The organism is Paenibacillus sp. IHBB 10380, from assembly GCF_000949425.1.
GTDB lineage: Bacteria > Bacillota > Bacilli > Paenibacillales > Paenibacillaceae > Paenibacillus_AQ.
Window position 1 is genome coordinate 4383209 of record NZ_CP010976.1, and the last position, 20560, is coordinate 4403768.

Genomic DNA, 20560 nt, shown 5'->3' on the forward strand with positions numbered 1-20560 from the left:
TTACAATTTCTCCTCCCCGCTTCTAGTCCTCATAGAAGTAGTCTCTGGCGTAAATGTCCAGCGTCGATTCCATATATAATTGTGAATAGGAACCACTACGGTAGAAATTAACTGTCCAACGATGTACGAAATGGAAAGCCACTCTACCGTCACATACATTATCAGTGTGTTAATGAACATCCCCGCACAAGATACGATTACATACTTCATAAATTGTTTTGCATACCCACTCTGCTGATTCTCGAAGGTCCAAATCCTGTTCAAAAAATAAGAAATAATAAGTACCACGATAAAGCCAATAATGGAAGAAACAACGGGATTCATGTTCCAGAGCTCTACTAACATAATCAGAACTGCGAAATGGATACCCGTTCCTAATCCACCTACAATGGCATATTTAATGAGTGGAAGCCGAAGTAACGAACGAATGGTCATGCTTCAACTCCCTATCTACCTCAATCAGGTCGGGATGAAATTTCTTGTCCGCAATCAAGTAACGAGGTCTAGCCTTTACCTCATGATAAATAGCTGCGATATATTCGCCCACAATGCCAATAGATATCATCAGAATACTTCCGATAATGAGCAAGAGCAGAATAACCGTCGTGAACCCTGTAACAGCAGTTCCTTGAAACTTATGTACCAAGGTGTTAATCCCAAGCACGAATGACACGATTAAGAATCCAAAACCAATCAGACTAACCATCCGTAGTGGAATGGTGGAGAAGGAAATGATGGCTTCCGCGCCAAGCCGCATGAGACCAAATACGCCCCAGCGACTCACTCCAGCTTCACGATCAGCCACACGGAAAGGAAGCTCTATTTTACGGAAACCAAGCCAAGCGGTCATACCTCGAAAAAATGGAATCCGTTCAGGCATATTCATCCATGCCTCTAGCACCTTTTTGTCCAATAGCTTAAAATCTGATGCACCCTTCAGATCATACCCTGTCAACTTATCGAGCGTGGAGTAAAAAACAGAAGCTCCTATTTTTTTGCCCAGTGGCTCTTTGCCACGATTCTCCTTCACACATTCAACGATGTCGTATCCTTCTTCTTGCCACAATCGAATCATTTCGGGAATGAGCGCTGGAGGGTGCTGCAAGTCACCATCCATGACAATGACAGCATCTCCAGAGGCATTCTCAAGTCCAGCGCATACTGCAAGCTCTTTACCGAAATTACGGCTTAGACGTAAAGCAATGACCCCTGGGATCTCTGAGGCTGCTCTCTCTAACTGTTGCCAGGTATCATCCTTTGATCCGTCATCAACACCAATAAGCTCGTAATAGGGTGTTATGCTGGATAGAGTCTCTACAATCACACGTAGTGATTTCACAAGATGAGAACCTTCGTTATACATCGGAACTATAACAGAGAGAAGGGGCTTCTTAATGTCCATCATCATTCTCCTTTTATTTTCTTACGAACAGCAAGCTACCAGCCTACCTACTCTGAGCTTAAACGTAATTACAATTTCTCTCGCAGTTCTGGTTCTTCATGCATATCAGCAAGACCATGAACTGTTTTCTCCCAATAAAAAGGTTTCGTAACCAGTTGCCAAGCTGCTTTTATAGCTGCAATGCTCATGAGTACCCAATAAAGTGGCGTAGATAAGCCGTATTTGACCAAGGAGAACGAGAATCGCTTCTCCCCTTTCTCTTCCAAATCATTGATGACCCAGTATACGCCGGCTACGTTGCTGAATATAAACAGGAAGTTTGCAATATAGAATTCCGCACCAGCTAGGTAATATAGAAATCCTGGGAATAACTTCGGTATAAATTCAGCTTGCCAACCGAACCACAGCACAATCATTAACCAGAAGAGCGGATTGAGTAGGGGAAGTAACGGTGTCGCGAGAATCATTACTTGAAATCCAAAGAATCCCTTCCATCCAATTTCCTTAATAAGCTTGAAGGGATTGCGCATATGGACAAGCCATGTCTGCATATACCCTTTGATCCAGCGGGAGCGCTGGCGAATCCAGTTACCGACTTGGCTATTTGCCTCTTCCCACGTCCGTGAATCAATAATCGCAGTTTTATAACCTGATTTGTATAACCGAATGCCCAAGTCGGCATCCTCTGTAACGTTGTAAGGGTCCCATGCATTGATATCTTTCAGTACAGATACTTTAAAATGGTTAGACGTTCCACCAAGCGGAACGGGCATATCGAGCTTCATAATCCCTGGTAGCAGCAACTCGAACCACATGCTATATTCCTGTGTGAACCAACGCGTCAACAAATTTTGCGAACTGTTGAAGTAATTCAATTTGGCTTGAATACACACATATTCTTCCGGAAGGGAATTGAATGCCGCCATTACTTTTTTCAACTGATCTGCATCGGGTTGATCCTCTGCGTCATAAATGACCGCATATTCTCCCCTAGCACGAATAAGACCATAATTACATGCTTTAGGTTTCGTCTTTGGCAGACTGTCAGGAACAACTAACGTTGTGTAATAAGCCGGAAGATTCATTGAACTTAGCAGTTCTTTTGTCTCCATATCATCCTCTTCGATCAACAATCTTACATCTAACTTCGATTTAGGATAATCAAGTTGCTCTAGATTCCGAATCAAATGAGGAACAACGCCTGCCTCTTTATACATGGGAACTAATATCGTATAGATTGGAAGGCTCTTCTCATCCAAGGCTGTAATTTCTTCTGGCGTGAACCGAATTTGTGAATCCGTACGTGAACCCAAATAAATAATCCAGAACTTAAATACCGTCATAATGAAATAAAATAATTGCACCAATAAATTAACGACCAGTATCGTATTCCATACATTCCAGATTAAGCCGACTATAATAGATAGACCCATAATTGCAAACATCATAATCTGAGCGAATGTAAACGTAGTACTAGCCGAGTTCTGCGGCTGTTGTTCCTTCAGCTTGGAGGTACTATGCTTCAGCATCTCATCTCCATAAATACTAGAGAATAATTGCTCCAGCTCTTCTTTAGTAGCCAAGACTTGTTCAAAAGGCATGCCCAGCAATGCCTCAAGTTCGGCGTAACGACTCTCGGGAAGCGGATCTTCTACGGCCACAAGATAGCGATTAAGATATTGGTGAACTACAATCACACCATTATCTTGTGCCCACTGCTCTGGTAATTTAAATGGAACATTAAGATCAATCTCTTCACCGATCCGCCCAATCTGATTCTGAGTTGCAATAGCACGGTATAATTCCTCAGGCTCAAGCATTTGTAATGACAAAAGAATATCGCCTAACATCCCACCACTTTTCGCTTGGAAAGAAAGTGCGCGGTCTAGTTGCTCCTGTGTAATATACTCGGAGCGGACGAGCATCTCGCCAAGTCTTTCCTTTGGACGAGCCTCTGCCGTCTCTCGATCCATTTGCTCAGCAGTTACAAATCCCATGTCTACCAAAATATCACCGAGACGGCCGCCATACTGCTTCTGACTTAAGATGACATGCTCAAGTTGCGCAGCCGTGATGATTCCCCGGCTAACGAGCATTTCCCCCATCCTGCCTTTACCACTAGTAGGTGCGGTTTTCTTTAATTCATCATCCTTCTGAATTTGGTCAATACGGACAGTGGTTTCTTGAAGACGGCGATTCAAGCCTGCGATTTCGAAATCTAACTTATGAATCCCTGATGCCTGCTCCTGCCGCTGTTCATCCAGCTTCTGCTGAAGTTGCTCAAGTTCCATACGTTCTTTAAGGATCAACTTCTTGGTTTGACCGAAGGCTAATCCACGTACTTGCCATCGAAATCTATCCTTCATTGAGGAGTCACCCCTTCAATTATGCTTCTTTCCTCAGCCCGTGCCTTGTCTAGCAGGGAACGTAGCTCCTCAATTTCTTGTATTTTACTTGTAGACTCCGTGAGATAAGCCTCCCTCTCTTCGATTAGAAGCTTCTCCACTTCCTGTCGTGCCTCTGTAAGTGATTGGATCATTCCTTCTACATCATCAGCGTTATAACCTAACAAGGTCGTTCCCTTGCCTATCATTCCTCTTGTTCTCATAAGGACTCCTTATCTCAATCAATTCACCGTTGTCTAACGTAGCTATTTCAATGAGTACACATTCAGCCGATGCAGTGAATCGACCCGCTCCATCCAATACAAATGATTGTCCCTCATCACATTGAAGTTCATCATGTCTCAGATCTGTAGGGACGAAGTTTCCTGAGCCCATCAATAACGTCCATACCGTCTTCATTGCCTTCGAATGTGTAGTCAATTGCCCTGTAGAAGGGATATGAATGCGACTCGTCTCTATCGTTATTCCATGATCCACTATTGCCTGCCTATCCAGTAAAGAACACCTTCCTCCCGTACGCACTTCAACCGGAGGTGATATCTCAGACAGCTGATAGAGAACTTGCTTAATATCCGAAGAACTCCCCTTACTACTGATCAAAATGCCTTCCTGTCCTGCAATAATGAACGCATTAGGTATATCAGAGACAACCATAGGAATAGATAATTCATTAATGACATGCGTACCGTTACAATCTCCATTTAACAAACCATAACCATACAAAGGCTCTTTCATACTTGTAAATACGCCATCCCATGTCCCCATATCCGTCCAGTGGCCCTCATAGGGGAGACATACCCCAGAACCTTCACGTTCTGATACTTCATAATCAAAACTTCTTGCTGGTAATTCATCATACATTTCATTCAGACTTGCATAATCTTGTGGATAACCACGAGCCTGCAACAGATCAAGCAAATACCCAACGGTAAATGCAAATACACCACAGTTCCATAATGCCCCTTGTTCAATGAGATCTTGCGCCGTTTGTTCATCTGGCTTTTCTTGAAATTTATGAATGGGTAACAGCTTGTCTACTTCAAAAGCAGCTTCTGGAACGATATATCCATATTTAACCGAGGCTGATAGTGGCTTAACACCAATCAATCCCAGCTTAGCCTCATTCGAGTCAGATACGCCTTGAGCAAGTATCGGAAGAAGACGATAGAATGTGCTATCCGCATGACCATCCACGGGCATCACGACAATGACCTCTTCTCTTGCAGCTCCAAGCTCATCATGGAGATAAGTAGCTGCAAGGGCTACCGCAGGAAACGTATCTCGTTGCCGAGGCTCCACTAGACTCTGTACGCCATCACCTAGATGCTCATGAACCTGCTGGATATGCTTGTCCGAAGCTACAATCAATGTACGATCACTAAAGCCTATGGCCTCTAGCTCATCCATCGTATTCTGAATCATGGATAACTTACGCCCTGTTTGATCATGCATCACCCGAAGGAATGGCTTAGATCTCCCCTCATTTGATAAAGGCCATAGTCTCTTGCCGGCACCTCCAGATAATAGGACTATTCTCATATCACACCTCCGAGTAGTAGAAGAACGAACCCTCAACTTCTTAATTTTCTCTAGAATCTATAGAACTGGAGTGGGAGTAAACTTTAGTTCATTTTATCTAGATGTAGTTAATAAATTCGTATAATAACGAACATACGCATTAAATATTCTAAATATGGTGCTATATTACCACATAAACAATTGTATTAATATGGTATTGTAAGAATTTTTATTGCTTTTATCATAACTTTAGAACTATATTCTAGATATTTCTACTATATAGTATAGGTATTCATTACTACAACAAATTAAATTCCATAACAAAAAAGCGATCACTTTACATCAGTGATCGCTTTGTTATCATACTTTTAATTGGATATGTCGATTAACTCTATTTGCTGTGTTCATTCACCCATTGCTCAGTAACCTGCAACGTTTCCTCACTCCGTGAGATCGCTGCAGCAACTTGCCCAGTAGCAGTTCCTCCATATACATTACGTGCATTAACGACCGTCTCTGGCTGAAGAACACCATAGATGCTATCGTCAAATAGCGGTGAGAATTGCATGAATTCATCCAAGCTTAAGTCTAGTAAATATTTATTGTTCTGAATACAATATAGAACGGTTTTACCAATAACCTCATGTGCTTGACGGAAAGGAAGACCTTTACCTACAAGGAAATCTGCAATATCGGTTGCATTAGAGAAGTCCTTGTTCACAGCTTCACGCATGCGTCCTTTGTTAACCTTCATTGTAGCAATCATAGGAGCAAATAATTGAAGTGCTCCTTCAAGTGTAGCTACTGTATCGAACATACCTTCCTTATCTTCCTGCATATCCTTATTGTAAGCTAGTGGCAAAGATTTCAGTACCGTTAATAACCCCATCAAGTTGCCATATACCCGACCTGTCTTACCCCGGACAAGCTCTGGTACGTCTGGGTTTTTCTTCTGTGGCATAATGCTACTGCCTGTGCAGAAAGCATCATCAAGTTCAATGAAATTGAACTCTGTACTACTCCATAATACTAATTCTTCAGAGAGACGAGACAAGTGCATCATGATAATAGAAGCATCCGCTAGAAATTCCAGAATGAAATCACGGTCGCTGACTGCATCCAGACTATTCTCGTACACCTTATCGAACTGAAGCTGCTCTGCCACGAAATGGCGATCTATCGGAAATGTTGTCCCAGCTAGAGCACCTGCGCCTAATGGAAGTACATTAATACGCTTGTAACTGTCCATGACCCGTTCCGCATCCCGTTGGAACATGGATACATAGGCCATGAGGTGATGAGCGAATAGAATCGGCTGTGCACGCTGAAGATGCGTATAACCTGGAATCATCGTATCCAAGTTATCTTTTGCCTGTCCGATTAGAGCCGTCTGTAAGCTATGTAGCATGCTCACCAACTCCACTACCCGCTTGCGGAGGTAAAGATGCATATCTGTAGCCACTTGGTCATTCCGACTACGACCTGTATGCAATTTGCCCCCTACGGGTCCAATCTCATCAATAAGATTCTTCTCGATATTCATGTGGATGTCTTCATCAGAAACGGAGAATTCAATCTCACCTTGATTAATTTTGTTTAGCACCTTTTCAAGACCTGCTTTAATCGTAGCGACATCCTCCTGAGGAAGAATACCGCATTTGCCCAACATTGTAACGTGCGCCAAGCTCCCTTGAATATCTTCCTCTGCAAGTGCCTGATCGAAGCCGATAGATGCTGTATATTCCTCTACTAGATGGTTGGTCTGCTTCGTAAAGCGCCCTCCCCAAAGTTTACTCATTGTGGTCTCTCCCTTCTTGTGACAGCGTAAAACCGTTCCTTCTCTGAATGGACAAGGAACGGCCCTCTGCTTGCCCTTTAGCTCCGTTATGATTTGTTTTGTTGTTGTACTCCAGCTGCTACTTTAAGGCGCAAAGCATTCAGATGAATGAACCCCGTTGCATCCCCTTGATCGTAAGCCTGTGTTGGATCAGCTTCCATCGTCGCGATTTCTGGATTATATAAGCTAACTGGACTCTTCACGCCAGCAGCAATAATGTTTCCTTTGTACAGTTTAACACGTACTGTTCCTGTCACGTTACTCTGACTCTCTTTTACAAGTGCCTGAAGTGTAAGACGTTCTGGTGCGAACCAGAAGCCATTGTACACGAGTGTACTATAGCGAGTAATCAAGCTATCACGCAGATTCATAACCTCACGATCCATCGTGATGGACTCCATCTTGCGATGAGCTGTGAACAGAATCGTTCCACCTGGTGTCTCATAGATACCGCGGCTCTTCATGCCTACGAAACGGTTCTCCACCATATCCACACGACCAATACCATGCTTACCACCTAGCTCATTTAATTTCTCCATGACTTGAAGTGGTGTTAGTTCCTCACCGTTCAGAGCTACACAATCACCCTTTGCAAATTCAAGCTCTAAATATTCTGCCTCATCGGGTGCATCCTCAGGGGATACACTCAGTAGGAACATCTCTTTATTCTCAGGTGTACTAGCATCAAACCAAGGATCCTCAAGCACGCCACTCTCGTAGCTAATATGAAGCAAATTGCGATCCATTGAATATGATTTCGCCGCAGAAGCTGTTACAGGAATATCATGTTTCTCTGCAAAAGCAATCATCTCTGCCCGTCCTGGAAAATCATTACGGAATTCTTCCAGACGCCAAGGAGCAATGACCTTAATATCAGGGGCAAGTGCAGCCACACCAAGCTCGAAGCGAACTTGGTCATTCCCTTTACCTGTAGCTCCGTGAGCGATCATGGTTGCCCCTTCGGCACGTGCTATATCCACCATACGCTTCGCGATCAGCGGACGTGCAATACTCGTACCTAGTAGGTATTGGCCTTCATACAAAGCACCAGATTGGAACATTGGATAAATGAAATCATTAGCGAATTCATCGCGCAGATCATCAATGTACACTTTAGAAGCACCGGTAGCGAGGGCTTTCTCCTCCAAACCATCTAATTCTTCCTTTTGACCTACATCTGCTGTAAAAGCAATAATTTCCGCGTCGTATGTTTCTTTAAGCCATTTCAGAATGATGGATGTATCCAATCCCCCAGAGTATGCCAGTACAATCTTTTCCTTTGCCATGCTATAACTTCCCTTCAATGTGTTGATATAAGACCGCTACGCGGACGGATTGTCCTTCCGATCGCTGTTGCCATCCGATTTCCTCATTGTTTACCGCTTATAGCGGTAGAAATCCGATAGCAAAGCATATGCTTTCGAAGTAGCTTTCTTACAGAAAGCTTGTAGGCGAACGCTTCGCTTCTCCAGGACAATTCCGTCCTCTCCGCTACGGTCTGCGTATACGTCTATTTTCAGCAAACACCAATTATAGAATTAAAGCCCTAACTTCTATTCTCAACTTTAATTAGACCTATGAATATCCTCATACTATGGACCTGGACCTCTTATCCCATTAAAGCAGCCATCAATGCCTTCTGAGCATGCAGCCGGTTCTCGGCTTGATCAAATATAACCGAGTGATCTCCGTCAATAACACCCTCACTTACTTCTTCACCGCGGTGCGCAGGTAGACAATGCAAGAAGAGATAATCACTCTTAGCACCCTGTACCAGTTGCTCGTTCACTTGATAATTAGCAAAAACAGCTTCACGAACCTTCTGCTCTTCTTCAAATCCCATGCTCGCCCATACGTCTGTATAGATCACATCCGCATCTTTCACTGCTTCCTCAGCACTTTGCGTAACTACTATCTTCGCACCCGTCTGAGCAGCAATTTCTAGACATTCCTTCACAACCGTAGGATCAGGCTCATAACCTTCTGGAGTAGCCACGTATACATCGACACCCAGCTTAACTCCACCAATCATCAGTGAATGGGCCATATTGTTACCATCGCCGATATAAGCCAGCTTCAGCCCCTTAAGCTTACCCTTGTGCTCATATACCGTCTGATAATCCGCAAGAACTTGACATGGATGTGCCAAATCGCTCAACCCGTTAATGACAGGTACTGTCGCATAGCGAGCTAAGTCGATCACATTCTCATGACCAAACGTACGAATCATAATTCCATCAAGATAGCGTGACAATACCTGCGCTGTATCGCTAATAATTTCTCCACGACCCAGTTGAATATCATTTTTACTTAAGAAGAGTGCATGAGCCCCTAGTTGAAACGCTCCAACTTCAAAAGATACCCTTGTGCGTGTCGAAGATTTCTCAAAAATAAGTCCAATTGTCTTGCCCAAAAGAGGTTGGTATACCTCACCGTTCTTCTGCTTGCGCTTAATTTCAATTGCTAAATCGATCAAATATTGAATTTCCTCGGGTGTGAAATCATCCAATTCGATGAAATCACGGCCCTTGAGATTGATTGTTGTCTCCAATGTTTCATTCTTACTCATGAGTTAATTGTCCTCCTTTGTTGCTAAAAGCCAAAATCAATACTTGAACAACAGTAATAGTGACGATAGATGGCCGCTACGCGGACGGATTGTTCTTCCGATCGCTGTTGCCATCAGATTTCTTGATTATATACCGCTATATAGCGGTAGAAATCCGATGGCAAAGCCTATGCTTTCGAAGTAGCTTTCCAAAGGAAAGCTTGTAGGCGAACGCTTCGCTTCTCTAGGACAATTCCGTCCTCTCCGCTACGATCTGCATATACGTTTATTTTCAGCAAGCATTGATTGCAGTTTAGATCCCTTACTTCCTATTAAATTCCAATTATTAGCCTTTAAACAGGATCAATTGAAATCTAAGCTTTCTTAACTGATGTATGATCGTGAATAAGATCTACTAAAATTTCAAGCGCTTGGTCAATCTCTTCCTCGGTTACGTATAGATTCGGCAACAGACGAATCACGTTCGGTCCTGCTGTTACGAATAATAGTCCCCGCTTCTGACCTTCTAACACGATTTCATTGACTGGCTCTTTGCATTCAATCCCTACTATCAGTCCTAGTCCGCGCACTCCATTTACAAAAGGTATACCAGCTAATTTCTCATTCAGCTGATTCATCAAATATTGACTGATCTTCGCAGCACGTTCAGGAATGCGATCTTCGAGCATTGTCTCAATAGTAGCAATAATGGCAGCTGTTGCAATCGGTGTTCCACCAAAGGTCGACGCATGACTCCCCGGAGTGAATGCTTCGCGTAAATACTCCTTGCCAAGCATAGCCCCCGCTGGGAATCCGCTAGCAATCCCTTTTGCAACGGTGAAGATGTCGGGTTCAATACCATAGTGCTCGTGGGCAAACCATTTACCCGTACGTCCCATCCCTGTCTGAACTTCATCTACGATAAGTAGTATTCCTTGTTGTTTACATAGTTCAGCTACGGCCTTCACGAACTCAGGTTGGACAGGATGTACACCACCTTCAGCAAGAACCATTTCGATCATGATAGCTGCTGTATGATCACCAATCGCTGCCTTCAAAGCTTCCAAATCATGTAACGGTACTGTCTTAAAGCCGGCTGGAAGAGGTAAGAATCCATCCTTCACCTTATCCTGACCTGTCGCCGTTAATGTAGCTAGTGTACGTCCATGGAAAGATTGCTCGAATGTAATGACTTCATAACGATCTGTCCCTTTTACCTTCTGATGATAACGACGAGAAAGTTTAATAGCCGCTTCGTTCGCCTCGGCACCACTATTACAGAAGAATACTGCATCAGCGCAGGAGTTAGCTGTCAGTAAGCTAGCTGCCTTCTCTTGATTCGGAATTTGAAAAAGGTTAGATACATGCCATAATTCATCAAGCTGCTGTTTCAATTTCTCCTTCACCTTCTCAGGTGCATGACCGAGATTCGTTACCGCAAGCCCACACATGAAATCTAAATACTTATTCCCTTGATCATCCCATAACCAGCTTCCTTGACCTTTGACCAAACTAATTGGATATCTAGCATACGTTGGAAACAAGGAACTTTGCACTTCATTACCCATTCTTATCACTCCAGTCTATGAACAAACTCGGCCGTCGTAATCCCCGACCTGAGATCGTATGTTATGGTCTTACATCTCTTGAACAATCCGAGTTCCTAGTGTATCTCCTTGCATAACGCGACTAAGGACTTGCGGTACGCTTCCGTCAACAATGACCACTTCTTGTACATTCCCATGGATACAGCTCATAGCTGCACGTACTTTCGGGATCATTCCGCCGTAGATTTCACCTGTAGCAATCATTTCTTCAATCTCCTGTACGGTGATCGACTCAAGCACAACCTTCTCGTCATTGACAGTCTTCATAATGCCAGGCACATCCGTTACGACGATCATCCGATTCACACCCAAGTAAGAAGCTACAGCGCCAGCAGCTGTATCTGCATTAATGTTGTATCGTTGTCCTGAATCATCAATACCAATCGGTGCAATCACAGGTATATAGCCCATGTTCAGTACACCTTCAATGATACTAGACTCTACATACGTGACATCGCCAACAAAGCCAACTTCTACACTATTCACTACTGGCTTCGCCTGTATTAGTGAACCATCCACTCCCGAAAGCCCGATTGCACGACCGCCTACATTCTGAATTCGTCGTACAATCTGTTTGTTGATGCTACCCGCTAGGACCATTTCCACGACATCGAGTACATCCTCCGTCGTCTTACGTAGTCCATTAACGAACTCGCTCTCAATTCCGAGCTTAGATAGATTGTCAGAGATCGCAGGGCCTCCACCATGAACGATGACAGGTTGCAACCCAGTCTGCTGCAAGTGTCTTAAATCATCAAAGAAAGAATCAGGCAGAGCGGCAAGTGTACTTCCGCCACACTTCATCACAAAGTTCCCATGGCTTACAACCTCATGATGGTTCTTCTTTTGTTGATTCTCTATTTCCGTTCCCATAGCAAGATCCCCCTTCATTGCAGTGTTGTCACTTTACGTCCGGTATGCGGCATTAATCCGTACATAGTCATATGTTAAATCACAACCCCATGCAGTCGCTTGACCTTCTCCGTTATGAAGGTCTACGAATATTCGTACTGTATCACCTTTCAAATATATCAAAGCCTCATTCTCGTCAAAAGCAATCGGACGTGATTCTTTCAGCATCGTTATATCACCTAATCGGATATCTACATGGTCTGGATTAACCGGTTCTCCAGCACGCCCTACAGCGGCAATAATTCGCCCCCAGTTCGCATCTGCTCCGAATACGGCAGATTTCACTAGACTTGAACCTACAACCGTCTTAGCTATAGCACGTGCGGAAGCTTCACTAACCGCTCCTGTCACGAGTACCTCAACTAACTTCGTAGCTCCTTCGCCATCCCGGGCAATCGCTTTAGCTAGACTCTGACATACATAAGTAAAAGCCTTGGCAAAAGCTTCCCAATCCGCATGATCAGCATGCAGCGTCTCATTACCCGCTAGACCACTCGCCATCGTAAGTAGCATGTCATTCGTGCTCGTATCCCCATCTACTGTAATCATATTGAAGGTCAAGTCTGTCGCTTGGCGCATTAATTGTTGTAATGAAACCTGATCGATCTTAGCATCCGTCGTCATGAAGGCAAGCATGGTAGCCATATTCGGATGGATCATCCCTGACCCCTTTGCCGCTCCGGAAATCGTAATTGGTTTACCATCAACTACTACAGATACACAAGCTTCCTTCTTCACTAAATCCGTAGTCAGAATGGATTGAGAGAAATCATCCGCACCGCTTTCTGTTGCACTAAGTCTTGGTGGCATTGCCTCGATCCCTGCATTTATGCAGTCCATCTTGAGCAACTCGCCGATCACGCCTGTAGACGCAACAGCCACATCTTGCTCCGCCAATCCAAGGGAGTGAGCTGCTGCCGCTCGCATAGCATAGGCATCAGCTTCACCTTGCTGCCCTGTACAGGCGTTAGCGTTACCACTATTCACGACAATAGCTCGCAGCTTGCCGTCTACCAGACTCTCACGTGTCACCTTCAAAGGTGCCGCTTGAAATGCACTTGTCGTATATACGGCAGCAGCTGTTGCTTCTACCTCACACACAATCACACCGAGATCATGGCGCTCTGTTTTTTTCAATCCACAGTGCACTCCACCTGAGCGGAAACCTAGCGGTGTTATAATAGATCCACCTTCAATGATGGTAAAATTTTTCTTGTCCATGATATTATATTTCCCCGCTCTTATGGGTACACTGGTGTGTAACTCAAGCCGAGATTCTCCTCCCATTCCATCATAAGATTCAAATTCTGTATCGCTTGGCCAGCAGCACCCTTGACTACATTATCAATAACAGAGACGATGGTAACTCTTCCTGTCCTTGCATCTGTTGCGAATCCGATATCACAATAGTTAGAGCCAGACACTTCTTTCGTTGCTGGATAAATCCCCTGATCCCGTACACGTACGAAAGAACGTCCCTCATAATACTGGCGATACAAAGCAATGAAATCATCCTCTGTATGATCGCCCACTATGTTGGCGTACATCGTACTCATAATTCCTCGCGTCATAGGTGTCAAATGTGTTGAGAAGGTTACTGTGATCTTCTCCCCTGCCACTTGGCTCAATACCTGTTCAATTTCAGGAATATGCTGATGTTTATTTAATTTATATGCTTTGAGATTTTCATTAATCTCTGCATAATGGACCATCAGACTCGTACCTCGGCCTGCTCCTGACACACCTGATTTAGCATCTATAATAATACTGGAAGGATCAATCCACCCAGCTGATATTGCTGGAATAAGTCCGAGCAAAGTTGCCGTTGGATAACAACCCGGATTCGAAATTAGATCTTCACCTACGACTTGTTCTCCATACACTTCACTTAAACCATATACAGCCTTCTGGAGCAACTCTGCATCTGCTGCAGGTCGGTTATACCATTCTTCGTACGTAGCCCCATCCTTCAATCTGAAATCACCAGATAGATCAATCACCTTTAGCCCTGCCTCAAGTAATTGCGGAACTAATGCTGTGCTCACCCCTGCAGGTGTGGCCATAAACACTACGTCAGCTTTAAGGGCCATATTCTGTACATCTACACCGTCCAAATTCTGTACAATAATACCCGTGAGATGAGGGAACCCATCCGATGCGGGTGCCCCTGCGTGAGAAGACGAAATAACAGAGGTAATAACCACATTAGGATGACCCTGAAGCAAACGAATTAACTCGACGCCTCCATATCCTGTAGAACCTACGATTGCCACCCGTACCTTTGAATCTACTGCCATCTCCCGTGATCCCCTCTCTAATCCAGATCAATCCAACCCCTCTAATAATTATGTATTATTATACATCCCTATTCATATAAATACAACACCTTTAGGAGCCCATTTACCACTTTGCGTTATTTACGCCTGTCGGGTAAACCCTTCACCAAGTACCTCATGTGCATTGCTAATAATGACAAAAGCCCCCGGGTCCACAGATTGAACCAGCGTCTTCAATCTCGTGACCTCATTCTGTCCAACAACGACCATCAGAACTGTGCGGTCATCACCCGTGTAACCTCCCTGTGCATTAAGCTTCGTAAGTCCTCTATCTAAATCTTTTAGAATAGTCTGACTAATGGGCTCTATATGATCTGAGATGATGTAAGCGACCTTCGTATAATTGAATCCAAGTTCCACCGTTTCAATCACTTTCCCTGTCACATATAGACCTACCAGAGCGTACAAAGCCTGCTCCATCGACATTACTAATGCAGCCATAGCTATAACGGATCCATCTAGAATAACGACACATAGTGAGAAACTCAGACCCGTAATTTTCTGAATGATTTGTGCCAGAATAATTAGTCCACCTGTAGAACCCCTGCCACGGTACACAAGTCCGATTCCAAGCCCTATAGCAATTCCACCATAAATAGAAGCAAGTAAGGGATTAGCCGTAGGAATCGGCCAGTCCTTCGTCAGCAGGACAAATAACGGTAGAATAATGCTTCCTAGCAAGGAACGAATACCGTAATTTTTGCCAAGCATTAGAAATCCCATAATAACTAGAGGAATATTAAAACTCCATTGTATGTAGGCTGGTTCCAATCCAGGCCATACTTCTTTAAATAATGCTTCAATGAGAATAGAAAGTCCTGATATTCCTCCTGAAGCTATACCATTAGGTAGAAAGAACAAATTGAACCCCACGGCTATAATAAATGAACCGATGATAATACACAGGGTATCCCATACGTGCCTTGCAGGTCCCTTTAAAGGTAAAACTGTTTTTGACCTCCGATTACGTGCTGTTTGTGCTGCCATTACTATGATGCTCCCCTTTCAATTCTCAACTATCATTTTTCCTGAAAATTTGCCTAATACTAAGGCTAGTGTTTGAAAAACAAACAGGCGTGTAGCATGACCGCTACAACCTGCTTTATCCATTGTTTTCTGCAACTGATATTGGCTTCGACCCCTATATCATAACAAAAAATTCCTACACGTATAGCGTGTAGGAATTTCTCCAATATTATTCACTTTCCACTTTAAGCTGGCTACGCAAATACCCATCGATAAAAGCATTCAAGTCCCCGTCCATCACTGCTCCAATATTACCTGTTTCCACTGATGTACGGTGATCCTTTACCATACTATAGGGATGGAACACATAAGAACGAATCTGGCTACCCCATGCAATGTCAGATTGTTCACCACGAATTTCTGCTAACTCTTTGGCTTGCTCTTCTAACTTACGCTCTACAAGCTTAGAACGAAGAGCTGTCATCGCCCAGTTTCTATTCTTAATCTGAGAACGTTCAGCCTGACTTGTCACGACAACTCCTGATGGAATATGTGTGATCCGTACCGCTGAATCCGTTGTATTGATATGCTGTCCCCCAGCTCCTGTTGCACGGTAAGTATCAATCTTCAAGTCCTCTGTACGAATATCTACCTCAGCGTCTTCCGTAATCTCTGGTACCACATCGCAGGAGACAAATGAGGTATGACGTCGCCCTGATGAATCAAACGGGGAGATCCGTACTAAACGATGCACACCCTTCTCTGCCTTGAGGTAGCCGTAAGCGTTAAACCCCTTGATCAGTAAGGTTACACTCTTAATTCCAGCCTCATCACCTGCAAGATAATCCATCGTCTCCACCTTGAAGCCATTCTTCTCTGCCCAACGTGTATACATTCTGAGTAGCATTTCTCCCCAATCCTGGGACTCCGTACCCCCAGCCCCCGGATGAAGTTCGAGAATCGCATTAGACTTATCATAAGGACCACTTAACAATAACCCAAGTTCGAAATCATTGAGCCTCTTCATAATCAACTTAACGGTCTGAACAATCTCATCGACGAGTGACTCATCTTCCTCTTCGTCAGCCAATTCAACCATCATCGCTACATCGTCATATTCCAGTTGCAGCTTCTCATACTCATCGATGGAAGATTTGACAGCGTTCAGTTCTGCAATAAGACTTTGTGCCTTCTCCGTATTATCCCAGAAATCAGGCGCTCCCATTTTCTCTTCAAAGTTCAAGATCATTTCCTGCTTCAGATCTAAGTCAAAGAGACCCCCTAAGGTTGGTTAATTTACTACTAATCTCACGTAGGTCATGCTTTATACTTGCATCGATCATAATAATCATTCACCTCGTTATCAAATATATACGTTGAACCCAGCTTATGCTTCCGACGTGGCTTTCTTGCAGAAAGCCTTTACTTATATCTCGACATAAACTCCCTTAAACTTGAAGGGAATGAGGACCCATCCATTCTCTATTTAAGAATGTGTGGGATCTCTCTCACCTCCTCAGATCAAGGGAGTTCATTTACCGTATGCTTAGATAGTAATCATTATACAAGAAGAATTAGGAATTATTCACCATGACATTGTTTGAACTTCTTACCGCTACCACAAGGACACGGATCATTACGTCCAATCTGTTGCCCAACGTGAACTGGATTCTTCTCAGCAGGTTCACCATTCGTAGATATTTTGTTCTCCTCAATGACAGGTTGGCGCTCCTGATTGCCTTCAATCTGTGCCTTCATTACATAAGTTGACACTTCCTCTTGAATGTTAGCCGTCATCTCGTTAAACATTTCGAAACCTTCAAATTGATATTCACGTAACGGATCTGTACCACCATATGCACGTAAGTGGATACCTTGACGAAGCTGATCCATCGCATCAATATGATCCATCCATTTACTATCAACAGAACGAAGCACGATAACTTTCTCGAACTCACGTACAAGTTCAGAACCTATGCGCTCTTCACGCTCATTATATTTCGTTACAACACGGTCAAAGATATACTCCACAATCTCGTCCGGTTCCTTGCCCCATAGATTATCACGCGTCACAGCATCTTCATCAAGCAGCTTACTATTCACATAATCAGCTACTTCTTGAAGCTCCCAATTCTCTGGAATATCATCGACGCAATGCGCGGCTACGACACGATCAATAACAGGCTTGATCATTTCCATGACGATATCCTTGATATCCTCAGATTCCATAATCTCACGACGTTGCTTATAAATAATTTCACGCTGTTGGTTCATCACGTCATCATACTGTAGAACATTCTTACGTACATCGAAGTTGTTACCTTCTACACGTTTTTGAGCTGATTCTACAGCACGCGAAATCATCTTGCTCTCAATAGGTTGATCTTCTTCGAACCCAAGACGATCCATCATAGCCAGTACATTATCTGCACCGAAACGCTTCATCAATTCATCACCAAGAGACAGATAGAATTGCGTAGAGCCTGGGTCACCTTGACGACCTGCACGTCCACGAAGCTGGTTATCGATACGCCGCGATTCATGACGTTCTGTCCCCATGATATGAAGACCTCCTACTTCAAGGACTCCCTCACCAAGTAGAATATCCGTACCACGTCCAGCCATATTCGTAGCGATGGTCACTGCACCTGGCTGACCTGCACCCGAGATAATCTCAGCTTCTTCAGCATGATACTTCGCATTAAGCACCTGATGCTTCACGCCTTTGCGTTTCAACATTTCAGATACTAGCTCAGAGTTCTCAATCGATATCGTACCGACCAATACCGGTTGATTCTTCTTGTGGCGTACAACGATTTCTTCAACAACAGCCGTGAACTTGCCCTTCTCACTCTTGTAGACCACATCAGGCATATCATTACGTTGGTTCACTTTATTCGTAGGAACTTGAAGAACTTCCAAGCCATAAATTTTCTTGAACTCTTCTTCCTCTGTCTTCGCTGTCCCTGTCATCCCTGCCAGCTTCCGATACATACGGAAATAGTTCTGGAAAGTAATCGTCGCGAGCGTCATACTCTCATTCTGAACTTCAATGCCTTCCTTCGCCTCAATCGCTTGGTGTAGACCATCACTATAACGACGGCCTGCCATCAGTCGACCTGTGAATTCATCTACGATCATGACTTCTTCTTCCGCTACCACGTAATCTACATCAAGACGCATAATAACATTTGCCTTCAGCGCTTGTACGATATGATGGTTAAGCGTCACATTCTCATGATCATATAAGTTCTCAATACCAAAAGCACGTTCTGCTTTCGTTACACCCTTCTCCGTGAGAGCAACCGATTTAACTTTAATATCTACATTGTAATCTTCTTCTGCTTCTAGACGCTTCACGAAGCGATCTGCGGCATAATACAACTCAGTAGACTTCTGAGCCTGCCCAGAGATAATAAGCGGCGTACGCGCTTCATCAACTAGAATAGAATCCACTTCATCTATAATGCAGAAATAAAGAGGGCGCTGTACCATTTGTTCTTTATAAAGGACCATATTATCTCGCAAATAGTCAAAGCCGAATTCATTGTTCGTACCATAAGTAATATCGCAGGCATATGCCGTTTGTTTATCCGCATGATCCATACCGTTCAGGTTAACCCCAACGCTTAGACCTAAGTATTCGTATATTGTTCCCATTAACTCGCTATCACGTTGTGCTAGATAGTCGTTGACTGTCACGACATGCACACCTTGTCCTAGAAGTGCGTTCAGATATACAGGTAGCGTACCTACAAGGGTCTTACCTTCACCTGTCTTCATCTCAGCAATTCTGCCTTCATGAAGTGCTATCCCTCCAACTAATTGAACATTAAAATGACGCATACCCAATGTACGTTTGGACGCCTCACGTACCGTAGCAAACGCTTCAGGTAAAATATCCTCGGCTGTCTCACCCTTCTCCAGCCGACCACGGAATTCATCCGTCTTCGCTTTCAATTGCTCATCCGAGAGTTTCACAAACTCCGGTTCCATTTGGTTAATGACATCAACCGTCTTCATTAGACGTTTGACATCACGTTCATTAACATCTCCGAATATCTTCTTTACAAGTCCTAACATAATTAACCCCTTTCGCGCAAAACAGATGGTAGAACCAACCTCATAACTCCAAGGGTTAATGATGAAATTGATTCAATGATTATGGTTTTGCATAAATTGTAACAGTTTGCAGGAGATGCCGCAACACAGGTTACACACATCTCTAACATATTCGCAACACAAGTCATACTATATATACGCGCAAAGAGCCCTATCCGTTGCACGGATAGAGGCTCATAAACATTAATATTTACAAAAATATGAACTTCTACATTTAAATTTACCTTTAACACGCAACTTAATCTTGTTCAATTAGGCCATATTTACCATCATCACGTTTATAGACTACATTTACTTCTTTACTATCAATATTAGAAAATACGAAGAAACTATGACCAATCATATTCATTTGTAGAATGGCTTCTTCCACATCCATCGGCTTCAAGAAGAAACGCTTCGTACGTACTACTTCTAATTCAAGATCTTCTTCATACTCACCCGTTGCTACTCCACCATTACTAGCTGAACCTTCAACAAACAAAGTCTTCAAGCTACCTTCTTGGCGAAACTTACGGTTAAGTTTTGTCTTATGCTTACGAATTTGGCGCTCCAACTTGTCCACCACAGCATCAATAGATGCATACATATCTTCACTGCGGTCTTCTGCACGAAGCATCACGCCTGGCAATGGAATTGTTACCTCCACCGTGTGCAAACCTCGAATTGTACCTAACGTTACTAATCCTTCTGAGGTAAGGGGTGAATCGAAATACCTTTCAAGTCGACTGAGTTTCTTATCCGCGTATTCCCTCAAAGCTTCTGTCACATCAATCTGTTGACCTCGAATATTAAAATTCATAGGGCACTCCTCCTTTGCTACTCCATTATATCACAATTGTTATCGCTAAGTAAAAAGGCAATTTTGTAGACAATATAACAATGAAAGCTTTTACATTCCGCCTTAATT

General features: G+C 43.6%; 16 protein-coding genes. All 16 read right to left on the reverse strand.

Going from position 1 to position 20560, the window contains the following annotated elements; translation table 11 throughout:
- The 16 genes from UB51_RS19985 to hpf all read right to left on the reverse strand — a co-directional run bounded on the left by UB51_RS19985 (window position 1) and on the right by hpf (window position 20452).
- Complete coding sequence (locus UB51_RS19985) at window positions 1-435, reverse strand: GtrA family protein (RefSeq protein WP_044878790.1); 435 nt, start codon at window positions 433-435, stop codon at window positions 1-3.
- Entirely contained in the window at window positions 398-1408 is a 1011-nt protein-coding gene (locus tag UB51_RS19990; protein ID WP_234405479.1) for a glycosyltransferase family 2 protein, read from the reverse strand. The genes UB51_RS19985 and UB51_RS19990 overlap by 38 nt, the downstream gene beginning before the upstream one ends.
- A 62-nt stretch (window positions 1409-1470) precedes the next feature.
- The gene (locus tag UB51_RS19995) at window positions 1471-3768 is read right to left on the reverse strand and encodes a cyclic di-GMP-binding domain-containing protein, MshE-related (protein WP_044878792.1); all 2298 of its coding nucleotides are present in this window, start codon (window positions 3766-3768) and stop codon (window positions 1471-1473) included.
- A complete protein-coding gene (locus UB51_RS20000) occupies window positions 3765-4010 on the reverse strand; it encodes a hypothetical protein (RefSeq protein ID WP_144407043.1) in 246 nt (81 codons plus the stop codon). The genes UB51_RS19995 and UB51_RS20000 overlap by 4 nt, the downstream gene beginning before the upstream one ends.
- Complete coding sequence (locus UB51_RS20005) at window positions 3961-5346, reverse strand: sugar phosphate nucleotidyltransferase (RefSeq protein WP_044878794.1); 1386 nt, start codon at window positions 5344-5346, stop codon at window positions 3961-3963. The genes UB51_RS20000 and UB51_RS20005 overlap by 50 nt, the downstream gene beginning before the upstream one ends.
- 370 nt (window positions 5347-5716) lie before the next feature.
- Window positions 5717-7123 (reverse strand): argininosuccinate lyase, encoded by a 1407-nt coding sequence (argH, locus tag UB51_RS20010; protein WP_044878795.1) that lies wholly within the window; start codon window positions 7121-7123, stop codon window positions 5717-5719.
- Between the two features lie 86 nt (window positions 7124-7209).
- Window positions 7210-8448, reverse strand: coding sequence for an argininosuccinate synthase (locus UB51_RS20015; RefSeq protein ID WP_044878796.1), 1239 nt, complete (start codon window positions 8446-8448; stop codon window positions 7210-7212).
- Between the two features lie 323 nt (window positions 8449-8771).
- The gene (gene argF / locus UB51_RS20020) at window positions 8772-9731 is read right to left on the reverse strand and encodes an ornithine carbamoyltransferase (protein WP_044878797.1); all 960 of its coding nucleotides are present in this window, start codon (window positions 9729-9731) and stop codon (window positions 8772-8774) included.
- A gap of 353 nt (window positions 9732-10084) precedes the next feature.
- The gene (locus tag UB51_RS20025; RefSeq protein ID WP_044878798.1) at window positions 10085-11278 is read right to left on the reverse strand and encodes an acetylornithine transaminase; all 1194 of its coding nucleotides are present in this window, start codon (window positions 11276-11278) and stop codon (window positions 10085-10087) included.
- Between the two features lie 69 nt (window positions 11279-11347).
- Window positions 11348-12190: an acetylglutamate kinase gene (gene argB / locus UB51_RS20030; protein WP_044878799.1), complete on the reverse strand. Its 843-nt coding sequence runs from the start codon at window positions 12188-12190 to the stop codon at window positions 11348-11350.
- Between the two features lie 33 nt (window positions 12191-12223).
- Window positions 12224-13450 (reverse strand): bifunctional glutamate N-acetyltransferase/amino-acid acetyltransferase ArgJ, encoded by a 1227-nt coding sequence (argJ, locus tag UB51_RS20035; protein ID WP_044878800.1) that lies wholly within the window; start codon window positions 13448-13450, stop codon window positions 12224-12226.
- Window positions 13451-13470: 20 nt separating this feature from the next.
- A complete protein-coding gene (gene argC / locus UB51_RS20040; protein WP_044878801.1) occupies window positions 13471-14526 on the reverse strand; it encodes an N-acetyl-gamma-glutamyl-phosphate reductase in 1056 nt (351 codons plus the stop codon).
- Window positions 14527-14646: 120 nt separating this feature from the next.
- Complete coding sequence (locus UB51_RS20045) at window positions 14647-15552, reverse strand: YitT family protein (protein ID WP_044878802.1); 906 nt, start codon at window positions 15550-15552, stop codon at window positions 14647-14649.
- Between the two features lie 208 nt (window positions 15553-15760).
- Window positions 15761-16874 (reverse strand): peptide chain release factor 2 gene (prfB, locus tag UB51_RS20050; protein WP_144407044.1). Its coding sequence is split into 2 segments (ribosomal slippage): window positions 15761-16801 and window positions 16803-16874, totalling 1113 coding nucleotides; the frame shifts between segments, so codons are not numbered across the junction.
- 238 nt (window positions 16875-17112) lie between these two features.
- Window positions 17113-19614: a preprotein translocase subunit SecA gene (gene secA / locus UB51_RS20055; RefSeq protein WP_044878803.1), complete on the reverse strand. Its 2502-nt coding sequence runs from the start codon at window positions 19612-19614 to the stop codon at window positions 17113-17115.
- Between the two features lie 277 nt (window positions 19615-19891).
- Complete coding sequence (hpf, locus tag UB51_RS20060; RefSeq protein WP_044878804.1) at window positions 19892-20452, reverse strand: ribosome hibernation-promoting factor, HPF/YfiA family; 561 nt, start codon at window positions 20450-20452, stop codon at window positions 19892-19894.
- Window positions 20453-20560: the final 108 nt, after the last annotated feature.